Genomic DNA, 19,476 nt, shown 5'->3' on the forward strand with positions numbered 1-19,476 from the left:
CGGTTAGCTGATGGTCACCTCACGTGTCCTAGAAATCAATTTCAGACCACCTCCTTCCTCGTGTACCGACGAAGCTACTCCGGCTGCTGCGGCACGGCAACAGATTTTTCTGGCGGCGAAACTTCGGGCAGCGCCAAGACCAGATCGGCATGGTGACGGGCCGGGAGGCGATGGGTCACCACCACGACTGCCCGCTCCGGCCCGACCAACGCTGCCGTGGATGCGTCGAGCAACTCAGATTGCAACCGATCAGAATCAGCGCGGTCGAGGTTCTCCCCCGGCTCATCGAGCAGCAGTATCGGCGCTTCGTTGATCAGCGCACGCGCGAGTAACAAACGCCGGCGCTGACCTCCGCTGACGGAGTCCGCACCCGCATCCAGTGGGGTGTCGACACCCGCGGGGAGCCCGGCCACCCAGTCACCGAGCCCGACCCGATTGATCGCGTCGATGATCAGGGCATCGGGGGCGTCACCGCGCGAGACCAGCAGATTCTCGCGGACGCTGGTCGTGAAGATGTGACCGTCCTCGGCGAAATAGCGGACGCCGTTGTCGTCGGGCCGGGTGACCGTACCCGCCACCGGCGCCAGCAGACCGGCCAGGGTGAGCAGCAACGACGACTTCCCACACCCGCTCGGTCCGACGATCGCGATCCGCGACCCCGGTTCGATGTCGAGGTCGATTCCACTGTCACCACCGAACACCTCGCCGCCCGGCCAGCCCCAGCGCAGCCCTCTGGCCACGACGGTGTTCGGGTCCGTGCCCGCAGTCACCGTATGCGCCGGCTGCTCGAAATCGCCTGCCCGGTCGATCATCGACATGATCCGGCGAGCAGAGTCTCGGCTCTTCGAAAGCTGCAGCGCCGCCTCGGTCATCGGCCCGGTCGATTCGAATGCGCTCAGCGGCAGCAAGATCAGCACACCGAGCGCCATCGGGGATACGCCATCGGCCAGTCCGATCCCGATCAGGGCCGCGGCCAGCACCGACACCCCGACCGCCAGCGGAACCGCGGCACTGGCCCAGGCACCTTGCCTGGCACCAATATTGCCGGCGTCGGCCGCATCGGATTCGGCGGATCGCGCCTCGTCGAGCAGCACCTGACGCCGCCCGGCCACGGCCAGTTCTGCGGCATGGTCGAGCAGGGTCATGATCGCGCCCGCGTTGCGCGTCTGGGCTGCGGCCTCGGCCCGGCCGGCACTCCGGGCGCCCCGGGCCGCCAGCCACGGCGCAATCACACCGCTGACCACCAATGCGACCGCCAACACCAGCGCCGCCCACAGCGACACGATCGCCATGATCGCCACCGCAGCACCGGACACCACGACCGACACACCGATCGGGATGATCGCGCGGATGAGTGCATTACCGATCTCGTCTACGTCAGTCCCCGTCCGCGACAACAACTCCCCGCGACGCAGCCCCACCGAATACCCGGCCGGGCCCCCGGCCAGTGCCAGATAGAGTCGACTGCGCGCCGTCGACATCGCATCAAACGCCAGGTCGTGGGTGGCGAGCCGTTCGAGGTACCGGAACAGTCCTCGGGAGATACCCAGCGCCCGAACCGATGTCACGGCCACCGACAGGTAAAGCACGGGCGGCATCTGCCAGGCCCTGGTGATCAGCCACGCGGACAGGGCGGCCAGGGCCAGTGCGCTGCCCGCTCCCAGGATTCCGAGAAGCAACGAACGGGCCACCGGCCGGCCGCGCAGACCCAGTAGGCCCAGCGCCCGCCAGAGCGCATCGCCGCGAAGGCTTCGGAGAGCAGATGTGTTGTCAGTGTTCGGCATACGTCACCCCGGTGACTTCGACGATGTCGTCGGCAACAGCCAGCATCGCCGGACGGTGGGCGACCACGATGACGGTATCGCCTGCCGCAGCCCGCGACTGCAACGCGCGCGCCACCGCCAACTCTGCATCGGCATCGAGGTGGGTGGTGGGCTCGTCGAGCAGCAACAGTGGCGCAGGCGAAGCAAGCACCCGGGCCAGCGCCAGTCGTTGTCGTTGTCCGGCGGACAGTCCCACTCCACCGCTGCCCAGGTTCGTTTGCCAACCGTCCGGGAGACCGGCCAGCACCGAGTCGAAACCACTGGCCCGACAACCGAAATCACGGTCACTCTCCCCGACCGGACCGGTCATCTCGAAGTTCTCCGCGACTGTACCCGGCACCAGGGCCGGATGCTGGGGCAGCCAGGCCACCTGCTCCCACAACGCCGGCTGATCGAGTTCGACGACCGGGACATCGCCGATCAGGACTGAACCCTCCTGCGGTGACTGCAGGCCCAAGATGGCCGACAGCACCGTCGATTTTCCGGCTCCGTTTGGGCCGGTGAGCACGCTCAGGCGACCAGGTGTGATGGTCGCGGACAGATCGTGCGGCGCCCAACCATCGCGGCCGTGCACGCCCAGACCGGCCACAACGATCCTGGCTCCCGCGACCGCCACCGTCCGGTTTCCCGCCGGACGTGTGGTGGCCCCGCCCTCGATGATTTCGAATACCTCACGTGCGCTGGCTGTTCCGGCCTCTGAATTGTGGAACTGTGCGCCGGCTGTCCGCAGCGGCAGGTACACCTCGGGCGCGAGGATCAACGCGAGCACGCCTCCGTAGAGGCCCATCTCACCGTGCACCAGACGCAGGCCGATGCTGACCGCCACCAACGCCACCGACAACGTCGCGAGAAACTCCAGCACCGCACCCGACAGGAACGCCACCCGCAACGCCTGCATCGTGCTGCGCCGGTGCGCCTGCCCGAGTTCGCCTACCCGGGCGGCCGGCTCCCGCTCGCGCCCCAGGGCGCGCAAGGTCGGTATCCCCGCGATCAGGTCGAGAAGTTGAGAGGACAAGCGGCTCATCGCCGTAAGCCGATCGGCGGTTCGATCCCGCGTCAGACGTCCGATCAAGATCATGAACATCGGGATGAGGGGCAAGGTGATCACCACGATGACGGCCGAGGTCAGATCGGCCATCGCCATCACGACCACCAGCACCGGGATCGCCACCACCGAGAGCAGCAGCGCGGGAACGTACCCTGTCAGATACGGGCCCAGCGCTTCGAGTCCCTGCGTGAGAATCGTGGCGAGGCGATTACGGCGTGCCAAGAGCTCACGGGGCGGGGTGCGGGCCGGATCCGATACCGCGGCAAGCGCTTCCCCGCGTAGGTCCGCGATCACCCCGGCACTGGCCCGATGCGCGTATCGGTCGTGGATGTACACCGCCACCACCCGCACCGCGATGGCCCCGCCCAACCCCCACAGATGCCAGGCCTGGGCGTCCAGACTGCGCCGATCCGGCGACACGATCAGCTCGGACAGGATCGATGCGACCATCGCGGCGGTGACGATCACGCAGACCACCTGCATGATCGTCATCAGCACCGTCAGGATCAGGTACCGGCGAGAGGTCCGCGAATAGCGCCACAGCCGTGGATCGATCGGCGGGCCGGATGCCGCCGGAGTCGCGGAGGTCACTTCGGCTGCTCGACCACTTTCGGTCGGCGCAAGGGCAAGCCGATCGACGGCGGAATCTGACTCGTGGAAATGCGCTGGCGGAACACCCAATACGTCCAGCCCTGATAGCACAGGACAATCGGGGTGAAGATGGCCGCGGCCCAGGTCATCACCACCAGCGTGTGATGACTCGACGAGCTGCCTTCAACGGTCATGTCGAAGGCCGGATCGAGCGTCGAGGGAATCACGTTCGGGAACATCGACCCGAGGATCAGGACGACGACACCGGCGATCGCAAAGCAGGTGGCGACAAATGCCCAACCCTCACGTCGCAGATACGCCAATCCGGTCGCGGCGATGATCGCAACGGCCGCCACTCCCAGCGCGATCCACGTCCAACCCTTGCCGTAGGCGATCTGCGTCCATAGACCCCATACGGCAGCGACAACCGTGGTGGGGACTGCAAGTGCAAACGCTGTCTTCATCGACTCCCCTTGCAGGTCACCAGCCGTCTTGAGGGCCAGGAACACCGCACCGTGGGTGGCGAACAGCATTGCCGTGGCCACACCACCGAGCAGAGCGTACGGGGAAAGCAGGTCGAAGAAGTTCCCGGTGAACTGTTCGTCACCGTCGATCGGCAACCCGCGCACCAGGTTTGCAAAAGCCACGCCCCACAGGATCGCAGGTAGCCACGACCCCAGACCGATACCGAAGTCGGCCCACCAACGCCAGCGCGGGTCATCGATCTTTCCGCGCCATTCGATGGACACGATGCGAACGATCAAACCGACCAGGATCAGGAACAACGGTATGTAGAAGGTGGTGAACATCGTTGCGTACCAGTTCGGAAAGGCTGCGAACAGCGCACCGCCACCGGTGATCAGCCAGACCTCATTGCCATCCCACACCGGTCCGATCGTGTTGATCATCGCCCGGCGACGGGTATCGCCGGGAATGCCGTTCTTCGGACGGCCGAGGAAGGGCAACAACATGCCGACACCAAAGTCGAACCCCTCGAGTACGAAGTATCCGAGGAACAGAAAACCCACCAAGCAAAACCAGAACTCCGCCAGACTCATTACTTACCCCAGTCCTCAGTACGCGAACGACAGTTGCTTGGGTTCATCCGGCGACGGTCGTTCATCGTCGGATTCCGGTTTCTCGGGTCCGTCCCCGCCACCCGGCCCGTTGATCGGAGGACCCGAATCGGCGGCGGTCGGACCTTCCCGGGTGTACTTGCGGATCAGTGAGAACCAGATGACCCCGAGACCGCCGTAGAGCAGGGTGAAGATGATCAGGGTGACCAGGACCTGGTAACCGGAATGTTGACTCACGCCCTGTTGGACCGTCAGGTGGATGTTCTCCAACCCGTTGGTGTCACCCTGGTTCGCCGGGTTGGGGGCCACCATCCATGGCTGCCTGCCCATTTCGGTGAAGATCCAACCCGAACTGTTGGCGAGGAACGGGGTCGGGATCATCCAAATCGCAAATGTGGCAAACTTTTTCGAATCGGGGATCCGGCCGCGCCGCATCAACCACAGTCCGAGCAACGCCACTGCCGCAGAGCCGAGTGCCCAACCGATCATCGCGCGGAATGCCCAGTACGTGACGAACAGATTCGGTTTGTAGTTGCCGGGCCCGAAGTTGGCGACATGCTCGGCCTGCAACTCCTCGACGCCTTGCAACGTGGAGTTGAAGTTGTTGTTGGCCAGGAACGAGAGCATGTTGGGAACCTCGATGAGATGGGTCACCGATTCACAGTTGTTCTGGGTCCCGATTGCCAGAATTGAGAAACTTGCCCCGGTTTCGGTGGTACACAACGATTCCGCCGAAGCCATCTTCATCGGCTGCTGCTCGAACATCAGCTTGGCCTGCTGATCACCGGTGATGGCCAGGGCCACACCACTGACGATCATGATCCACAACGCCAGGCGCGTCACCGGGCGGTACAGCGTTCGCGCATCATGCTCGAGTTGGTCGGCGGTCTTACCGTGCATCGACGGTTCCGGATCGTCCGCGACGGCGACCGCACCCTCGCCCGCGCTGCTCTTACCGACCGGGACATTCTCCCGAAGCTTCTTGGCCCGCCTCATATTTCGGACCATCCACCAGATCCCGATGCCCGCAACAAATGTTCCGGCGGTCAGGAATGCACCCGCGATCGTGTGTGGGAAGGCAGCCAGTGTGGTGCTGTTGGTCATCACGTCCCACAAGCTCTTGAGCTCCGGCCGCTGCTTCTCCTCATTCCACTGCGCACCCACCGGATGTTGCATCCACGAGTTCGCCGCGATGATGAACCAGGCCGACGCGTTGACACCGATGGCGACCATCCAGATCGTCATCAGGTGCACCTTTTTCGGCAGCCGATCCCAGCCGAAGATCCACAGGCCCAGGAACGTCGACTCGAGGAAGAACGCCACCAGCCCTTCCAACGCCAGTGGTCCGCCGAAGACGTCCCCGACAAATCGGCTGTACTCACTCCAGTTCATCCCGAACTGGAATTCCTGCACGATGCCGGTGGCCACGCCGAGCGCGAAGTTGATCAACAGCAGTTTGCCGAAGAATTTGGTGGCCCGTAGCCACTGTTCCTTGCCTGTCACCACCCAGACGGTCTGCATGATCGCCACCATCGGCGCCAGGCCGATCGTCAGCGGGACCAGTATGAAGTGGTAGACGGTGGTGATGCCGAACTGCCATCGGGAGACGTCGAGTGCGTCCATGTTTTCTCAATCGCCGGAGGTCTACTACGGTCGGTAGTAGCTGCAGATTACGCCTCGGAACTGGAGTGGAACAAGGTGATTAGCGCCCTTTTGCTGTGCTGATGGCCACTTTCGACAGAATGGGGCACAAGGTCCCGCACCGGCCGGGACGCTCGACCCGGGCCGTGCCGCTCTACACCGCGACGCCTCGATCGCCTGTCCATGGCGACGGTACGCACAACTAAAAAATAGAACACCCAAAGGAATCGTGCGACGTCAATGAAATAACGCGAAAAGGCGGCGCCCCCTCGAAACAGGGGACGCTGCGGCGCTCTGCAGGCGTCAGTCGACGGCGCGATCGACCAGCGCGGAAAAATCTTCCGGGCGATCCGGCGTCACCATCGTGTAGCCGTTCAGTTCGATGACCCTGGTGGCCAGCGTGATGCTCGAAACCAACCAGACCGCCTCGGCGCACACCAGATCCGCCGGACTCAATGGCGCGATCTTGGTCTCCCACCCCTCCTTTTCGGCCTGGGCGAACAAGGCCTGTTGGGTGGTGCCTTCCAAGATGCCGGATTCCGCAGGCGGAGTGGTCAACGTCTTGCCGTTGACCACGATCACGGTCGAGCGGGGGCTTTCGAGCACGAGCCCCTCGCTGCTGGTGTAGATCACATCATCGGCGCCCTGCTCTTTGGCGTAACGCAGGGCCGCCATGTTGGTGGCGTAACTCAACGTCTTGGCACCCAACAGCTGCCACGGTGCTGTGGCGGCGAGGTCGACGGAGTAGCCGCGGGAAGCGGTGATCACCTTGACCCCGTGTTCACGCACCTTCGACGCCCGCTCGGGCACCGGCCCGACGGTCAGGTACTCGGTGGCGCCGCCACCGTCTCGGGTCAACCCGGTCTTGCCGCTTTCCTTCGCCGCCACCGCATCCACCGGTGCCGATTCACGTCCACGCGAGTAGACCAGGCGCATCAGCCCCTCGGCCGCGTCGTTCTCCTTGGCCCAGACACGGGCGCCGGTGGCGATCGCCTCGGCCCACTGCTCTTCGTCCGGGGCGGGCAGATCGAGGGCCTTCGCACTGCGAGCGAAACGCTGCAGGTGCAGATCGACACAGCGAGCCGTGCCGTCACGCACCAGCAGCGTCTCGAAAACACCGTCGCCGCGCACGGCGGCGAGGTCGTCGGCATGCAGGATCGGCACGTCCGGGTCGAGAACAGCACCGTCAACAGTCACCAGAATGGGTTGAGCCATAGCGGCAAGGGTAGCGACCACACTCGTACCATTGGGAAGGTGACTGAACTGTTGGAATCATTGCGCCCCTCAGGAGCCGTCGGCGGCCTGGAAAATACACCGGATGAAGCCGTGGCCTGGCATTTCGGCGACCCGTTCGGTGAGCAGCGCGCTGCGGTCACCTCCGCGGCCGTCATCGACCGTTCCCATCGCGGTGTGATCGCCCTGACCGGGGAGGAGCGATTGAGCTGGCTCAACACGATCTCGAGCCAATTCGTCACCGATCTCGCGGACGGGCGCAGTGCCGAAAACCTGAACCTCGACGGCAACGGCAGGGTTGAGGACCACTTCGTACTCACCGACCTCGATGGGACGACCTGGATCGACACCGAGGCATCGCGGTCCGGGCCGCTGGCCGCCTTCTTGCAGAAAATGGTCTTCTGGGCGAAGGTCGAAGTCGCTCCCCGCCCCGACATGGCGGTACTGACGCTGCTCGGTCCCGACACCCGCACCGGGGCGATTGCGCAGCTACTGCAGATTCCGGGTGCAGCAACGGTTTATGACGCCGGACGGTTACCTGAAGGCGGTTTCTGGCGGGTGATGCCCGCCGTCGGCGATCACGCTTCGGTCGAATCGATCGATCTGATCGTCCCCGCCGACCAGCTCATCGCATGGTGGAAGAGCCTGACCGCAGCCGGCGCGCGTCCTGCCGGGATGTGGACGTACGAGGCGCTGCGTGTGTCGGCATTGCGTCCCCGCCTGGGGATCGACAGTGACGAACGCACGATCCCGCACGAGGTCAATTGGATCGGCTCTCCGGACGAGTTGGGTGCGGTGCACCTGAACAAGGGTTGCTACCGGGGCCAAGAGACGGTCGCCCGGGTCCACAACCTCGGCAAGCCGCCACGACAGATGGTGTTGCTGCACCTCGACGGCAGCGCGGAGCACCGACCGGCCACCGGCGATCCGGTCACCGTCGGGGGCCGTGCCGTCGGCCGCGTCGGCACCGTCGTCGACCACTTCGAGTACGGCCCGATCGCCTTGGCGCTCATCAAACGGGGCATCCCGGCCGACACCCAGCTCGATATCAACGGCGCCAGCGCCGCGATCGACCCGTCCTCGGTACCGGCCGACGACCGCGTCCAGGCCGGACGGGCCGCCATCGATCGGTTGAAGGGCCGTTGAGCCTGGCGACGGGCACGGTGCTCGCTGTCTGCGCCGTGCACGAAGAACATGCGCTCGCCGGTGAAGTCGGACACAGTGCGATCGACAAGCGAGCCGTCGAGGGCCCCGTCGACGTCGACGAGTTCGGTCTCACGATCGACCATGTCTGCGACACCAAACACCACGGCGGAATCGATCAGGCGGTGTACGCCTACGGCGACGACGAGGCGCAGCGCTGGGCTCGTGAACTCGGGCGTGAACTCCCCTTTGGATGGTTCGGTGAGAACCTGCGTATCTCCGGAATCGCGACCACCGACGCCACCATCGGCGAGCGGTGGCAGGTCGGCGAGCACGTGCTGCTCGAGGTGACCATCGCCCGTACTCCATGCCGCACATTCGCTGATTGGGCGCAGGAAGACCAGTGGGTCAAGCGTTTCTACGCACAGGCAGATGTGGGTTGTTATCTCCGTGTCGTCAAGGGTGGCCAAGTCCGGGCCGGGGACCGGGTCACGGTCGTCTCACGGCCAGACCACGGCGTGCTGGTACGGCATCTGATCACCGGGCCCGACACCGATTCGCTGACGAAACTGCTCGCGATCACCGACCTTCCGGCGAAAGTGGTCCGGGATGCCAACCGCTGGCACCGGCTGGCGAAGAGGTGATCGCGAGGCAGCCTGCCGGCCGATTCCCGACCTGAGATCCGGTGCCCGGTTTGTTAATTTTCGCCACCGGCGGACGAGCTGGTCCGCATCACCCCTTCGGGCACGGTAGACTGACTTCCACGACCATATTTGTAAACACAGAATGGGGCCGCCACACGTTTGGCCGCCCCTTCATTGCGCGAGGGGGTCCCCAATGGGCCGCGGCCGGGCGAAGGCGAAGCAGACCAAGGTTGCTCGTGAACTGAAGTACAGCTCACCGAACACCGACTTCGACAGCTTGCAGCGAGAGCTGTCGGGCAGCGAATCAGTTGATCCGAACGATGGGATCACTGATGATCGGTGGTCCGATGAAGAAGGGTGGCGGCGGGCCTGATGGCCGTCGTGGGCCCGGATTGAACCCGGGACCCGATACCTTTTTCAACAGCCCCCTGAAGCGCTAGACCTCAGGTGGGCTGTTGGCATATCCCCACCAAGGCGACGTTCGAGCGGACACCGCTCACTCGCCGACGACATATTCAATCGGGGTCGGATACGAACTCCGGCCCCCAACGCAAAAAGGTTCGGCCGACGCGAACGTCGACCGAACCTCTTCGTTTGTCAGGGGTATGTCAGAACCGCGGGTGCTCACCCATCAGTTCCGCGATACCGTTCTTTGCGCTCTTGACCTGCTCGGTCTTGGTCGAGTGCGACTTCTTGACCGAGCCGAGCACCCAGCAATCCAGGTGCCGTGCGGTCAGTACCGCCAGCGCACGATCGGTGTCTTCGGGTGCGACAACCGCGACCATTCCGACCCCCATGTTGAAGGTGCGTTCCATCTCGGCGCGTTCCACGCGGCCACGCTGCGCGATCATCTGGAAGATCGGTGCCGGTGACCACGTACCGCGGTCCAGCTCGGCCACCAGACCGCCGGGCATGACGCGGGCGAGGTTCTCCGCCAGGCCACCACCGGTGACGTGTGAGAACGTACGTACGTCGGTTTCGGCCGCAAGCGCGAGGCAGTCCTTGGCGTAGATGCGCGTTGGCTCGAGCAGTTCCTCACCGAGGGTCCGTTCGAACTCCTCGACATGACCGCCGAGATCCATGTGGCCCCACTCGAGCAGGACCTTGCGGGCGAGCGAATAGCCGTTGGAGTGCAGACCCGAGCTACCCATCGCAATGACGACGTCGCCGGGCCGAACACGGTCCGGGGACAGCACGGAGTCGGCCTCGACGATTCCGACGCCCGTGGCCGACAAATCGTAGTCCGACTCGCCCATCAGGCCCGGATGTTCAGCCGTCTCGCCACCGAGCAGCGTGCAGCCGGCTTCGACGCAGCCGTCGGCGATGCCCTTCACCAGTTCTGCCACCACTTCGGGGACGACTTTGCCGACCGCGATGTAGTCCTGCAGGAACAGCGGTTCGGCGCCACAGACCACCAGGTCGTCGACGACCATGGCGACCAGATCGCGTCCCACGGTGTCGTGCTTGCCCATCGCCTGGGCGACTGCGATCTTGGTGCCCACACCGTCGGTGGACGATGCCAGCACCGGCTCGCGGTAGTCACCCTTGAGTTTGAACAGTCCGGCGAATCCGCCGAGGCCGCCCATGACTTCGGGACGCAGGGTGCGCTTGGCATGCGGGGCGAACAGCTGTACTGCCCGCTCGCCGGCATCGATGTCCACTCCCGCCGCAGCGTAAGAGGCGCCGCCGGGCTCGTTGTCGGTCATCTTGCGTCAGGTTCCCGTTCTCGAAAGGTTGGCAGGAAAGTCCTGCCGGGGCGGTGAATAATCCGGCTTCACGCTACCCGAGCGTGGTCAGGCCACTACTGATGGGCGGTTCGAAATCTGCGGGTGCGGACATGCATGTACCCGCAGCCGATCTTCGCCGATCCTGATGACACCCGGTGTCGAACTGGCGAACCAGCACGGTTTGCGCTGGTGAACCAGCCCTCAGGGGCGGCGGACAGCGCTGGCGTTGTCGTTCTCGGCGATGACTTCCTGATCCGTTGCCGTCTTCTTGAGCATGGTCTCGAGGACCGCCTTACCCATCGATGTCTCGCGCGGCAATTCGATCGGGTACTTGCCGTCGAAGCAGGCAGCACACAGATTCGAGGCAGGTTGCTCGGTGGCCGCGATCATCTCTTCGGTGCTGATGTACGCGAGTGAATCGGCACCGATCGCCTGGCGAACACCCTCGACGAGGTGCTCTTCGGAGTCGGTGCCGTTGGCGATCAGTTCGGCCGGAGACGCGAAGTCGATGCCATAGAAGCACGGCCAGCGCACCGGGCTCGAGGCGATCCGCACGTGCACTTCGGCCGCCCCTGCCTCCCGGAGCATCCGGACGAGCGCGCGCTGGGTGTTACCGCGGACGATCGAATCGTCCACCACAACCAGGCGCTTACCCCGGATGACCTCTTTGAGCGGATTGAGCTTCAGCCGGATACCCAGCTGGCGAATGGTCTGCGAGGGCTGGATGAACGTCCGGCCGACATAGGCGTTCTTCATCAGACCCTGGCCGTACGGGATACCCGACTCCTGGGCGTATCCAACCGCCGCCGGGGTACCTGATTCCGGAACCGGGATCACCAGGTCGCCATCGGCCGGGAACTCGCGAGCGAGGCGACGACCGATCTCGACGCGGGTGGTGTGCACCGACCGTCCACTGATGACGCTGTCGGGGCGGGCCAGGTACACGAACTCGAAGACACAGCCCTTGGGCGTGGCCTCGGCGAAACGACTGCTCCGGACTCCATCGGCATCGATGGCCAGGAGTTCACCGGGTTCGATCTCGCGGACGTAAGAGGCACCGACGATGTCGAGTGCGGCGGTTTCGGACGCCACCACCCAACCGCGATCAAGGCGTCCCAGACAAAGCGGGCGCACGCCGTGCGGATCACGCGCGGCGTACAGCGTGTGCTCGTCCATGAAGGTGAGGCAGAAGGCTCCGCGCAGCGTCGGCAGCAATTCCATCGCAGCCTGCTCGAGGGTTGCGTCCGCGGCGCCGTGCGCGAGCAACGCTCCCACCACGTCGGAATCCGAGGTCGCGCCGCCGGCCCGACGAGAATCCATCAAGCCGAGATCGCGTGCCTTACTGGCCAGGTCGGCGGTGTTGACGAGATTTCCGTTGTGTCCCAACGCAACACCGGTCCCGGCAGCGGTGGTGCGGAAAATCGGCTGCGAGTTCTCCCACGTGGTCGACCCAGTGGTGCTGTACCGGCAATGCCCGATTGCAACGTGGCCCTGCATGGCGCCGAGCGTCTGCTCGTCAAATACCTGGGAAACCAGACCGAGGTCTTTGAAGACAAGCACTTGAGATCCGTCGGCCGTCGCGATGCCGGCAGCCTCTTGTCCCCTGTGCTGCAAGGCATATAGGCCGTAATAGGTGAGTTTCGCCACATCCTCACCAGGTGCCCAGACACCGAAAACTCCGCATTCCTCACGCGGTTCGTTCTCTGGCTGGTCGGCATCAAGCAGATTCTTGCTGTTTAACGACAGCTCGGTCACTGGCACTCCCATTGGTGGGCTGTTGGAGGGCGTACGAGCGAGTCTACGGGCACGAGATTCGCCATTGCGAATCGCCACGGCGTGTCGTTGCCCGGACTGGTCGGGTGTCGATGTCACACGCGCAGCAATGGCAGCCAATGAACGATCTCGGTTGCGCGGCTTCCGGACGCGGAAACCCTGCCGTCCGCAAGCGCTCCGGAGAGATCCAGTTGCCCGGTTGCCAGCAGCAACCAGGTGCGGGGATCGGTCTCGACAACGTTCGGTGGGGTGCCGCGCGTATGGCGAAGTCCTTCGATGCACTGGACCGCCACGAACGGCGGCACCCGCACCTCTACCGATCCACCCGGCGCGAGTTGCGCGAGGGTTCGCGCGGTCATCCGGACAGCATCGGCGATCTCTTTTCTCGTCGGCTCGACGGCTTCGGGATCACGAAGCCACGGCGCCACGGTTTCGACGGCTGTTCGCATTGCGGCCGGGTCTACCGACTTATGAGGTGCCACAAACACATCGTGGCACCCACTCACCGCCGCACGGAACCACGGCCTGGCCCGACGTTGCCGGCCTGCAATGGCGCACCGACTATCCTCCTGAAGAGAACCTGCACTTCGAAGGAGCGTCACCACCATCAGCGCCACCCTGCACACCACCGGACTCACAGCCGGTCACGGCGAACGAACGTTGTTCTCCGATCTCGACCTCACGGTGGCCGACGGCGACGTCTTCGGTCTGGTCGGCGCGAATGGCGCCGGTAAATCAACGCTGCTGACACTGCTCGCCGGCGTCGGATCAGCGGACTTCGACGGCACCATCACGCTGAGCCCGCCGGACGCCGAGGTCGGCTACCTCGCGCAGGAAGCGGAACCGACGCCGGGCGAGACCGTCCGCCAGTTCCTGGCCCGACGGACGGGCGTCGCACAGGCACAGTCGACGATGGACGCCGCGGCCGAGGCATTGGGCGAGGGCGGCGACGACCTCTACTCCCCCGCGCTGGACCGCTGGCTGCACCTGGGCGGGGCCGACTTCGATGAACGGGCCGATCAGGTCGCGGCAAACCTGGGCTTGACCGTCGACCTCGATCTGCCGATGTCGGCGTTGTCCGGTGGTCAGGTGGCGCGGGCCGGTCTGGCCGCACTTCTGCTGTCGCGCTACGACATTCTCCTGCTCGATGAACCGACCAACGACCTCGACCTCGATGGCCTCGCGCAGCTCGAGGAGTTCGTGTCGAGCTCGCGGACGCCGATGGTCGTCGTCAGTCATGATCGCGAGTTTCTGGCACGCACGGTCACCGGAATCGTCGAGCTCGATCTCGCCCAACAGCAGGTGTCGGTGTATTCCGGTGGCTATGAAGCGTTTCTGGTCGAACGTGAAGTCGCCCGTCGCCATGCCCGCGAAGCATACGACGAGTATTCCGACACCAAGGACGCGCTGACCGATCGCGCTCAGATGCAACGCAATTGGATGGAACACGGTGTCCGCAACGCGCGGCGCAAATCCAAGGACAACGACAAGGTCGGCAAGGGCCTGCGGCTGGAGTCAACCGAGAAGCAGGCGTCGAAGGCCCGCCAGACCCAACGTCGCATCGAGCGGCTCGAAGAGGTCGCAGAGCCCCGCAAGGAGTGGGAGCTGCGCATGGAGATCGCGGCCGCACCTCGTTCGGGCACCGTGGTCGCCACCCTCAACGACGCGACGCTCACCCGTGGTGAGTTCACGCTGGGACCGATCAGCACCCAGGTTGACGCCGGCGATCGGATTGTCATCACCGGCGCCAACGGATCCGGTAAGTCGACGCTGCTGTCGTTGCTCCTCGGCGCGCAGGCACCCGACTCGGGTTCGGCGTCGCTGGGCTCGGGCGTGCAGATCGGTGAGGTCGATCAGGCTCGCGGATTGTTCACCGGTGACACCCCACTCGCCGAAGCGTTCGGCGCCCAGATCCCCGATCAGACCGACGCGGACATCCGGACCCTGTTGGCCAAGTTCGGATTGAAGGGCCATCACGTCACCCGCTCGGCAGACTCACTGTCGCCAGGTGAACGGACGCGCGCGGCGCTGGCACTGTTGCAGGCACGCGGTGTCAACCTGCTTGTGCTCGACGAACCCACCAATCACCTGGACCTGCCTGCCATCGAGCAACTGGAGCAGGCGGTTGAATCCTTCTCCGGCACAGTCCTGTTGGTGACCCACGACCGGCGAATGCTGGCCACCGTCCGGGCCACGCGGCGCTGGCAACTGGCGGGCGGCCAGTTGACCGAGACGCTGGCCTGAACCGAAGGCGAGATACCGGGCCCTAGGTTCGACGACGCCGGGTCCGCGGCTTCCAGGTCGAGTAGGCCAGCGCCGCGAGCGCGTCCGCTGTCTGGTCACAGAACGCCTCCTGCCCGGTCAGACCAACCGTCAGCGCCCGGATGGCGGTTGTGGCAACAAGAAGATCGAAAACCGCGTCCGCCCGCTTCTCCAGCTCCTTCGTGGGCATCTCGGGTAGGTCGCCACGCAGCAGATCCCGCATCATGATCCGGACGTCGCGCTCGGATCGGTTGACGAGACGCTCGTAGAGATCCTCCTCATGCTGGTAGGCCAGCATGAGGCCTGGAATCGCCGCTCGCGCAACAGGATTTGCGAAATGCTGCAGGAACAGCAATGCCCAGGTCCGCAGGTCGTCCCACAGGTCACCGGTGGCCTGTGGGACCACACCCGATTCGGCAGTGCCGAATGCGGCGTCCTCGATCAGCGCCTCTCGGCGTGCCCACCGGCGGTAGATGGTCGGCGCCCCCACGCCGGAGCGCCGGGCTATCGCGGCGATCGTCGCCGATTGAAAGCCCCCCTCGACCAGCAGGTCCCGCGCGGCCTGGAGGACATCGATGTCCTTCTGAGGATCACGTGGACGACCGGGTTGCGGCTGGGCAGAAGTGGTCACCCGACGAAAGTACCGCAAAGCGACCATTCAATTACGTTCCATGCCCTAACGTATTGTCCGTCGCCCCAGAGCTCGCCCCGAAAAAGGAGACTGCGCCGTGTTGACACCCAACGACGAGATCTTGGCTCACCAATTGCCGACCACGTTCGACCACGTGTCGCAGAGTGATCTGCGTTGGGTGGAACGCGTTGTGATGTACGGATTCGACAAATCCGGCGACATCAATGTGATGACCGGAATGGCCCGCTACCCCAACCGCAACGTGACCGATGCCTACGCGATGGTCACCAAACGCAACGGCCCGGCCAAGGTGATCCGGATGTCCACCACGCTCAATCCTCAGACCGGCGGACTCGGGGAATACACGATCGGCCCGTACACCTACACGATCGAAGAACCGTTGCGCCGGGTGCGAACTCAGGTCGCCCCCAACAGCCAGGGATTGAGCCTGGATCTGAGCATGACCGGGCAATTCGACCCCTACGAGCAAACCGCCGCGTTTCATCGGGTCCGCGGGCGCGTCTCGGAGGATGCTCGCCGATTCTATCAAAACGGTCTGGTCGAAGGCTGGATCGACATCGACGGCGAGCGCATCGACATCGATCCGCAGCGCTGGTGGTTCGGCCGCGACCACTCATGGGGGATCCGCAGAGGCGGTGGCGGCGGCAGCCTCCCCGATGGGACCGAACTCCAGCCCACCGATCTGCCCGAAGGTGTCCTCTACTACATGGGGATCTTCCAATTCGACGACGAGCTCGTGCATTTCGCGCAGCGCGAGAACAGCGATGGGTCGAGATGGCAGTTCGAGGGTGAACTGCTCTACCCCATCGATTCCGGTCGTCCACACCAGGCGATCATCGATGTCGAGCACGACCTCAAGTTCCGTGATGATGCACGCGTTGTGTCCGGGGGAACGTTCACGATCACCCGCGGGGACCGTTCGACCAGCACCATCGAGGTGCGCCCGATGACCGACTTCTGGCCCGGGCTGGCCGGTTACGACCATTACAACGACTACGCCAGCGGCTACTACCGCGGAGACGACTTCCTCGACGGTTTCACGGTGAACACCAACGATGCAGAGGCGCTGGCGCCTGTTCGGATGCTCAGCGAGACTTTGTGCGAGGTCCGGATGGATGGCAAGGTCGGGCACGGATTGGTCGAGATGGTCTTCATGGGCGCCTACCCGCGCTACGGATACACGGGCTGGTGAGACCATGACTCCGGTCTCACCATCACGGCTGTCGGCCGATGAGCTGCCGACCGCACTCGAAGCCGTACTACGACAACGGTTTCCGTTTGCCCATAACGCGACCATCGCCAACTGGCGAGTTGCGCAGCAGGGATTCTCCACCGAGACATACCTGTTCGATCTGCTTGACGTCGACCCGACGGCGACCACGCACCCGGAATCTCAGGGACTGGTGTTCCGGCGACCGCCCGACTTCGCGGTCCTGCCGGACTTCGACCTCCGGCGGCAATACCTGGTGATGGAACGACTCGCCGATTCTGCGGTCCCGGTACCGAGGATGCGGTGGATCGACGCAGAGGGAATCGATTTGGGAACGCCCTACTTCGTGATGGACCGCATCGATGACGTCGTCACCGTCAGTGACGTTCCCGCATACCACCAGCAGGGCATCTATGCCGACACCGACGATGCGGGCCGGGCTCTGCTGTGGAACGGATGCGTCGATCTGATCGCCCGGGTCCACCAGATCGACACCACTGAAAGACGCCTGGGTTTCCTGGATCTCGGCAAGTTCGGCACGACGCCACCCCAGCGTCTGGTCAACTTCCTGAGATACGCGCTCCATTGGGCCGGCGACGGCGGTCCCTTACACCCGGGTTTGGCGCATGCGCTCGATTGGGCTGACAACCATCTGTACGAACCGTCTCGAGTCACGTTGTGCTGGGGCGATTCCCGGATGTCCAACGTTCTCTACGCCAACACCGACCACCATCCTGTCGCCGCCCTCGACTGGGAGATCGCCTACCTCGGGGACCCAGGTGCCGACCTTGCCTGGATGTTCCTCACCGACTGGGTCAGCAGTCCGCTGGAGAACCACAGTTCGGTGAGCGGAACGCCCTCACGCGAAGCGACACTCGAACGATACGAGAGACTGACCGGAACGCGGCCGACCAACATGCTCTTCAACGATGTCACCGCTGCGCTACTCCTGGCCGTTCCCCTGATCAGGCTCAACACGAAACTCGAACTCGACGGTATCGATCTCGCCGACATCTGTGCACAGCGCCTCGCGACAGTACTCGGCGGCGGCTGACGCCCACCGGCAACCGGACGTCTACGTGCACCCGGCATTCCGTGGCACGATGGGACGATGGGCACGGATGTCGGCAAGCGCGAATTCAGCCGCGAAGACAGGCGGCAGTTCCGTGAGCAGGTGGGACGGTGCACCGAGGCGGTCGCCCGCATGCTCTCGGACGGACTGTTCACCGACCAGGGAAATCCGCCGGAACCCTTGCTCGGCATGGAAGTCGAGCTCAATCTGGTTGACCGTGCGATGAATCCGGCGATGTCGAATGCAACAGTGCTCGAGGCCATCGCCGATCCCGACTATCAGACCGAGCTCGGTCAGTTCAACATCGAGATCAATGTGGCACCGAGACCCTTCGTCGGCGCCGACACCGTCTCACTGGAATCAAGCCTGCGAGATTCCCTCAATCAGGCCGAGGCAAGGGCCGCGACCACGGACAACCATCTCGTGCTGATCGGCATGCTGCCCACCCTGCGGCAAGAGCACTTTGCCCACCAGTGGATTTCGGCGAACCCACGGTATGACCTGTTGAACCAGCAGATCTTTGCTGCGCGGGGCGAAGACATCGAACTCGACATCACCGGAGTCCCGCTCGTGCCCGGGGATCATCCCGACCGTCTGCAGACGTCGATCGATTCGATCCTGCCCGAAGCCGCATGCACGTCGCTACAACTACATCTGCGCGTTGCGCCCGAGAGCTTTGCCGACCACTGGAATGCCGCGCAGGCACTCTCCGGAATACAGGTCGCACTGGCAGGCAACTCACCGTTCCTGGCCGGCAAGGCCCTGTGGCACGAGAGTCGCATCCCGGTTTTCGAACAAGCCACCGACACCCGCCCACAGGAGCTCATCAACCAGGGCGTCCGGCCGCGGGTCTGGTTCGGAGAACGTTGGATCACAACCATATTCGATTTGTTCGAGGAGAACACCCGATATTTTCCGGCCTTGCTTCCGGTGGTGTCCGACGACGATCCACTGGCACAGTTGGAGGCCGGTGAGATACCTGAACTGACCGAACTCCGAATGCACAACGGGACCGTGTACCGGTGGAATCGGCCGGTCTACGACGTCATCGACGGGCAGGCGCATCTACGCATCGAAAATCGTGTCCTACCCGCCGGGCCGACCGTACTCGACATCATGGCAAACACAGCGTTCTACTACGGGGCGCTGCGCGGACTCGTCGACGCCGATCGTCCGATCTGGTCACAGATGACGTTCAATGCGGCAGCGGAGAATCTCCACACCGCGGCCCGCGATGGGATGGATTGCCAATTGTATTGGCCGACAGTCGGATGGGTACAACCTGACGAGTTGGTGTTGCGCCGAATGCTGCCACTCGCCGAAGAAGGTTTGCGGGCATTCGGTGTCGCGGCCGACGTCCGCGACCGCTACCTGGCGATCATCGAGGGCCGGGCGATCACCGGGCAAACCGGTTCGGTGTGGCAACGTGCGTCTGTGGCCGCCAGAGAAAAGGCAGGCGACAGCCGCGACGTCGCACTGAGCGGCATGCTCAGTGAGTACATCGAACGCATGCACGACGGTGCGGCCGTGCACACCTGGGATCTCTGAAATCCTTCGATCTGCCCGGCCGCACCCGGTGCA

At 64.2% G+C, this 19,476-nt stretch carries 16 protein-coding genes; 7 read left to right on the forward strand and 9 right to left on the reverse strand.

The annotated features are described in order from the left end of the window. Positions 1 to 74: 74 nt before the first annotated feature. From cydC to AC56PL_RS25700, 5 genes are all read right to left on the reverse strand, one after another. Positions 75 to 1,784, reverse strand: a complete 1,710-nt coding sequence (gene cydC / locus AC56PL_RS25680) for a thiol reductant ABC exporter subunit CydC (RefSeq protein WP_495517280.1) — start codon at positions 1,782 to 1,784, stop codon at positions 75 to 77. Then, positions 1,771 to 3,462 (reverse strand): thiol reductant ABC exporter subunit CydD, encoded by a 1,692-nt coding sequence (gene cydD, locus AC56PL_RS25685; RefSeq protein WP_497155571.1) that lies wholly within the window; start codon positions 3,460 to 3,462, stop codon positions 1,771 to 1,773. Before cydD ends, cydC begins: the two co-directional genes overlap by 14 nt. Next, entirely contained in the window at positions 3,459 to 4,520 is a 1,062-nt protein-coding gene (cydB, locus tag AC56PL_RS25690) for a cytochrome d ubiquinol oxidase subunit II (protein ID WP_497155572.1), read from the reverse strand. Before cydB ends, cydD begins: the two co-directional genes overlap by 4 nt. A 15-nt stretch (positions 4,521 to 4,535) precedes the next feature. Beyond that, positions 4,536 to 6,161: a cytochrome ubiquinol oxidase subunit I gene (locus AC56PL_RS25695; protein WP_495517277.1), complete on the reverse strand. Its 1,626-nt coding sequence runs from the start codon at positions 6,159 to 6,161 to the stop codon at positions 4,536 to 4,538. Between the two features lie 321 nt (positions 6,162 to 6,482). Next, positions 6,483 to 7,394, reverse strand: coding sequence for an aminodeoxychorismate lyase (locus AC56PL_RS25700; RefSeq protein ID WP_497155573.1), 912 nt, complete (start codon positions 7,392 to 7,394; stop codon positions 6,483 to 6,485). A gap of 30 nt (positions 7,395 to 7,424) precedes the next feature. Between AC56PL_RS25700 and ygfZ the strand changes: the two genes are divergently transcribed. From ygfZ to AC56PL_RS25715, 3 genes are all read left to right on the forward strand, one after another. After that, the gene (gene ygfZ / locus AC56PL_RS25705; RefSeq protein ID WP_497155650.1) at positions 7,425 to 8,558 is read left to right on the forward strand and encodes a CAF17-like 4Fe-4S cluster assembly/insertion protein YgfZ; all 1,134 of its coding nucleotides are present in this window, start codon (positions 7,425 to 7,427) and stop codon (positions 8,556 to 8,558) included. Between the two features lie 2 nt (positions 8,559 to 8,560). Continuing rightward, positions 8,561 to 9,199 carry an MOSC domain-containing protein gene (locus AC56PL_RS25710; RefSeq protein ID WP_497155651.1) on the forward strand — a complete coding sequence of 213 codons (639 nt, stop codon included), beginning with the start codon at positions 8,561 to 8,563 and terminating at the stop codon, positions 9,197 to 9,199. Positions 9,200 to 9,392: 193 nt separating this feature from the next. Beyond that, complete coding sequence (locus AC56PL_RS25715) at positions 9,393 to 9,572, forward strand: DUF3073 domain-containing protein (RefSeq protein ID WP_331889125.1); 180 nt, start codon at positions 9,393 to 9,395, stop codon at positions 9,570 to 9,572. A gap of 235 nt (positions 9,573 to 9,807) precedes the next feature. Here AC56PL_RS25715 and purM read toward each other — a convergent pair whose 3' ends face one another. The 3 genes from purM to AC56PL_RS25730 all read right to left on the reverse strand — a co-directional run bounded on the left by purM (position 9,808) and on the right by AC56PL_RS25730 (position 13,181). Then, complete coding sequence (gene purM, locus AC56PL_RS25720; protein WP_495517275.1) at positions 9,808 to 10,905, reverse strand: phosphoribosylformylglycinamidine cyclo-ligase; 1,098 nt, start codon at positions 10,903 to 10,905, stop codon at positions 9,808 to 9,810. Between the two features lie 222 nt (positions 10,906 to 11,127). Further along, positions 11,128 to 12,681: an amidophosphoribosyltransferase gene (purF, locus tag AC56PL_RS25725; protein WP_497155574.1), complete on the reverse strand. Its 1,554-nt coding sequence runs from the start codon at positions 12,679 to 12,681 to the stop codon at positions 11,128 to 11,130. A gap of 113 nt (positions 12,682 to 12,794) precedes the next feature. Continuing rightward, positions 12,795 to 13,181, reverse strand: a complete 387-nt coding sequence (locus AC56PL_RS25730) for a sterol carrier family protein (protein WP_482140719.1) — start codon at positions 13,179 to 13,181, stop codon at positions 12,795 to 12,797. A 124-nt stretch (positions 13,182 to 13,305) separates the two neighbouring features. Here AC56PL_RS25730 and AC56PL_RS25735 point away from each other — a divergent pair, with 124 nt between their 5' ends. Beyond that, a complete protein-coding gene (locus tag AC56PL_RS25735; protein WP_497155652.1) occupies positions 13,306 to 14,943 on the forward strand; it encodes an ABC-F family ATP-binding cassette domain-containing protein in 1,638 nt (545 codons plus the stop codon). A 22-nt stretch (positions 14,944 to 14,965) separates the two neighbouring features. Here AC56PL_RS25735 and AC56PL_RS25740 read toward each other — a convergent pair whose 3' ends face one another. Further along, complete coding sequence (locus AC56PL_RS25740) at positions 14,966 to 15,592, reverse strand: TetR/AcrR family transcriptional regulator (protein WP_497155575.1); 627 nt, start codon at positions 15,590 to 15,592, stop codon at positions 14,966 to 14,968. Between the two features lie 97 nt (positions 15,593 to 15,689). On the opposite strand from AC56PL_RS25740, the gene AC56PL_RS25745 reads away from it, so the two are divergent. The 3 genes from AC56PL_RS25745 to AC56PL_RS25755 are packed head-to-tail and all read left to right on the forward strand — an operon-like array spanning position 15,690 to position 19,443. Further along, a complete protein-coding gene (locus AC56PL_RS25745; RefSeq protein ID WP_497155576.1) occupies positions 15,690 to 16,805 on the forward strand; it encodes an Rv3169 family protein in 1,116 nt (371 codons plus the stop codon). 4 nt (positions 16,806 to 16,809) lie between these two features. Continuing rightward, positions 16,810 to 17,877, forward strand: coding sequence for a phosphotransferase (locus AC56PL_RS25750; RefSeq protein ID WP_495517267.1), 1,068 nt, complete (start codon positions 16,810 to 16,812; stop codon positions 17,875 to 17,877). 57 nt (positions 17,878 to 17,934) lie between these two features. Further along, positions 17,935 to 19,443, forward strand: coding sequence for a glutamate-cysteine ligase family protein (locus tag AC56PL_RS25755; protein WP_495517266.1), 1,509 nt, complete (start codon positions 17,935 to 17,937; stop codon positions 19,441 to 19,443). Positions 19,444 to 19,476: the final 33 nt, after the last annotated feature.

The sequence above is a fragment of the Williamsia sp. Y721 genome (genome assembly GCF_059683565.1).

Coding starts and splice junctions, on each gene's coding strand:
- cydC (WP_495517280.1), bottom strand. CDS start 1,784: ATGCCGAACACTGACAACACATCTGCTCTCCGAAGCCTTCGCGGCGAT.
- purM (WP_495517275.1), bottom strand. CDS start 10,905: ATGACCGACAACGAGCCCGGCGGCGCCTCTTACGCTGCGGCGGGAGTG.
- AC56PL_RS25750 (WP_495517267.1), top strand. CDS start 16,810: ATGACTCCGGTCTCACCATCACGGCTGTCGGCCGATGAGCTGCCGACC.
- AC56PL_RS25695 (WP_495517277.1), bottom strand. CDS start 6,161: ATGGACGCACTCGACGTCTCCCGATGGCAGTTCGGCATCACCACCGTC.
- cydB (WP_497155572.1), bottom strand. CDS start 4,520: ATGAGTCTGGCGGAGTTCTGGTTTTGCTTGGTGGGTTTTCTGTTCCTC.
- AC56PL_RS25700 (WP_497155573.1), bottom strand. CDS start 7,394: ATGGCTCAACCCATTCTGGTGACTGTTGACGGTGCTGTTCTCGACCCG.
- AC56PL_RS25715 (WP_331889125.1), top strand. CDS start 9,393: ATGGGCCGCGGCCGGGCGAAGGCGAAGCAGACCAAGGTTGCTCGTGAA.
- AC56PL_RS25755 (WP_495517266.1), top strand. CDS start 17,935: ATGGGCACGGATGTCGGCAAGCGCGAATTCAGCCGCGAAGACAGGCGG.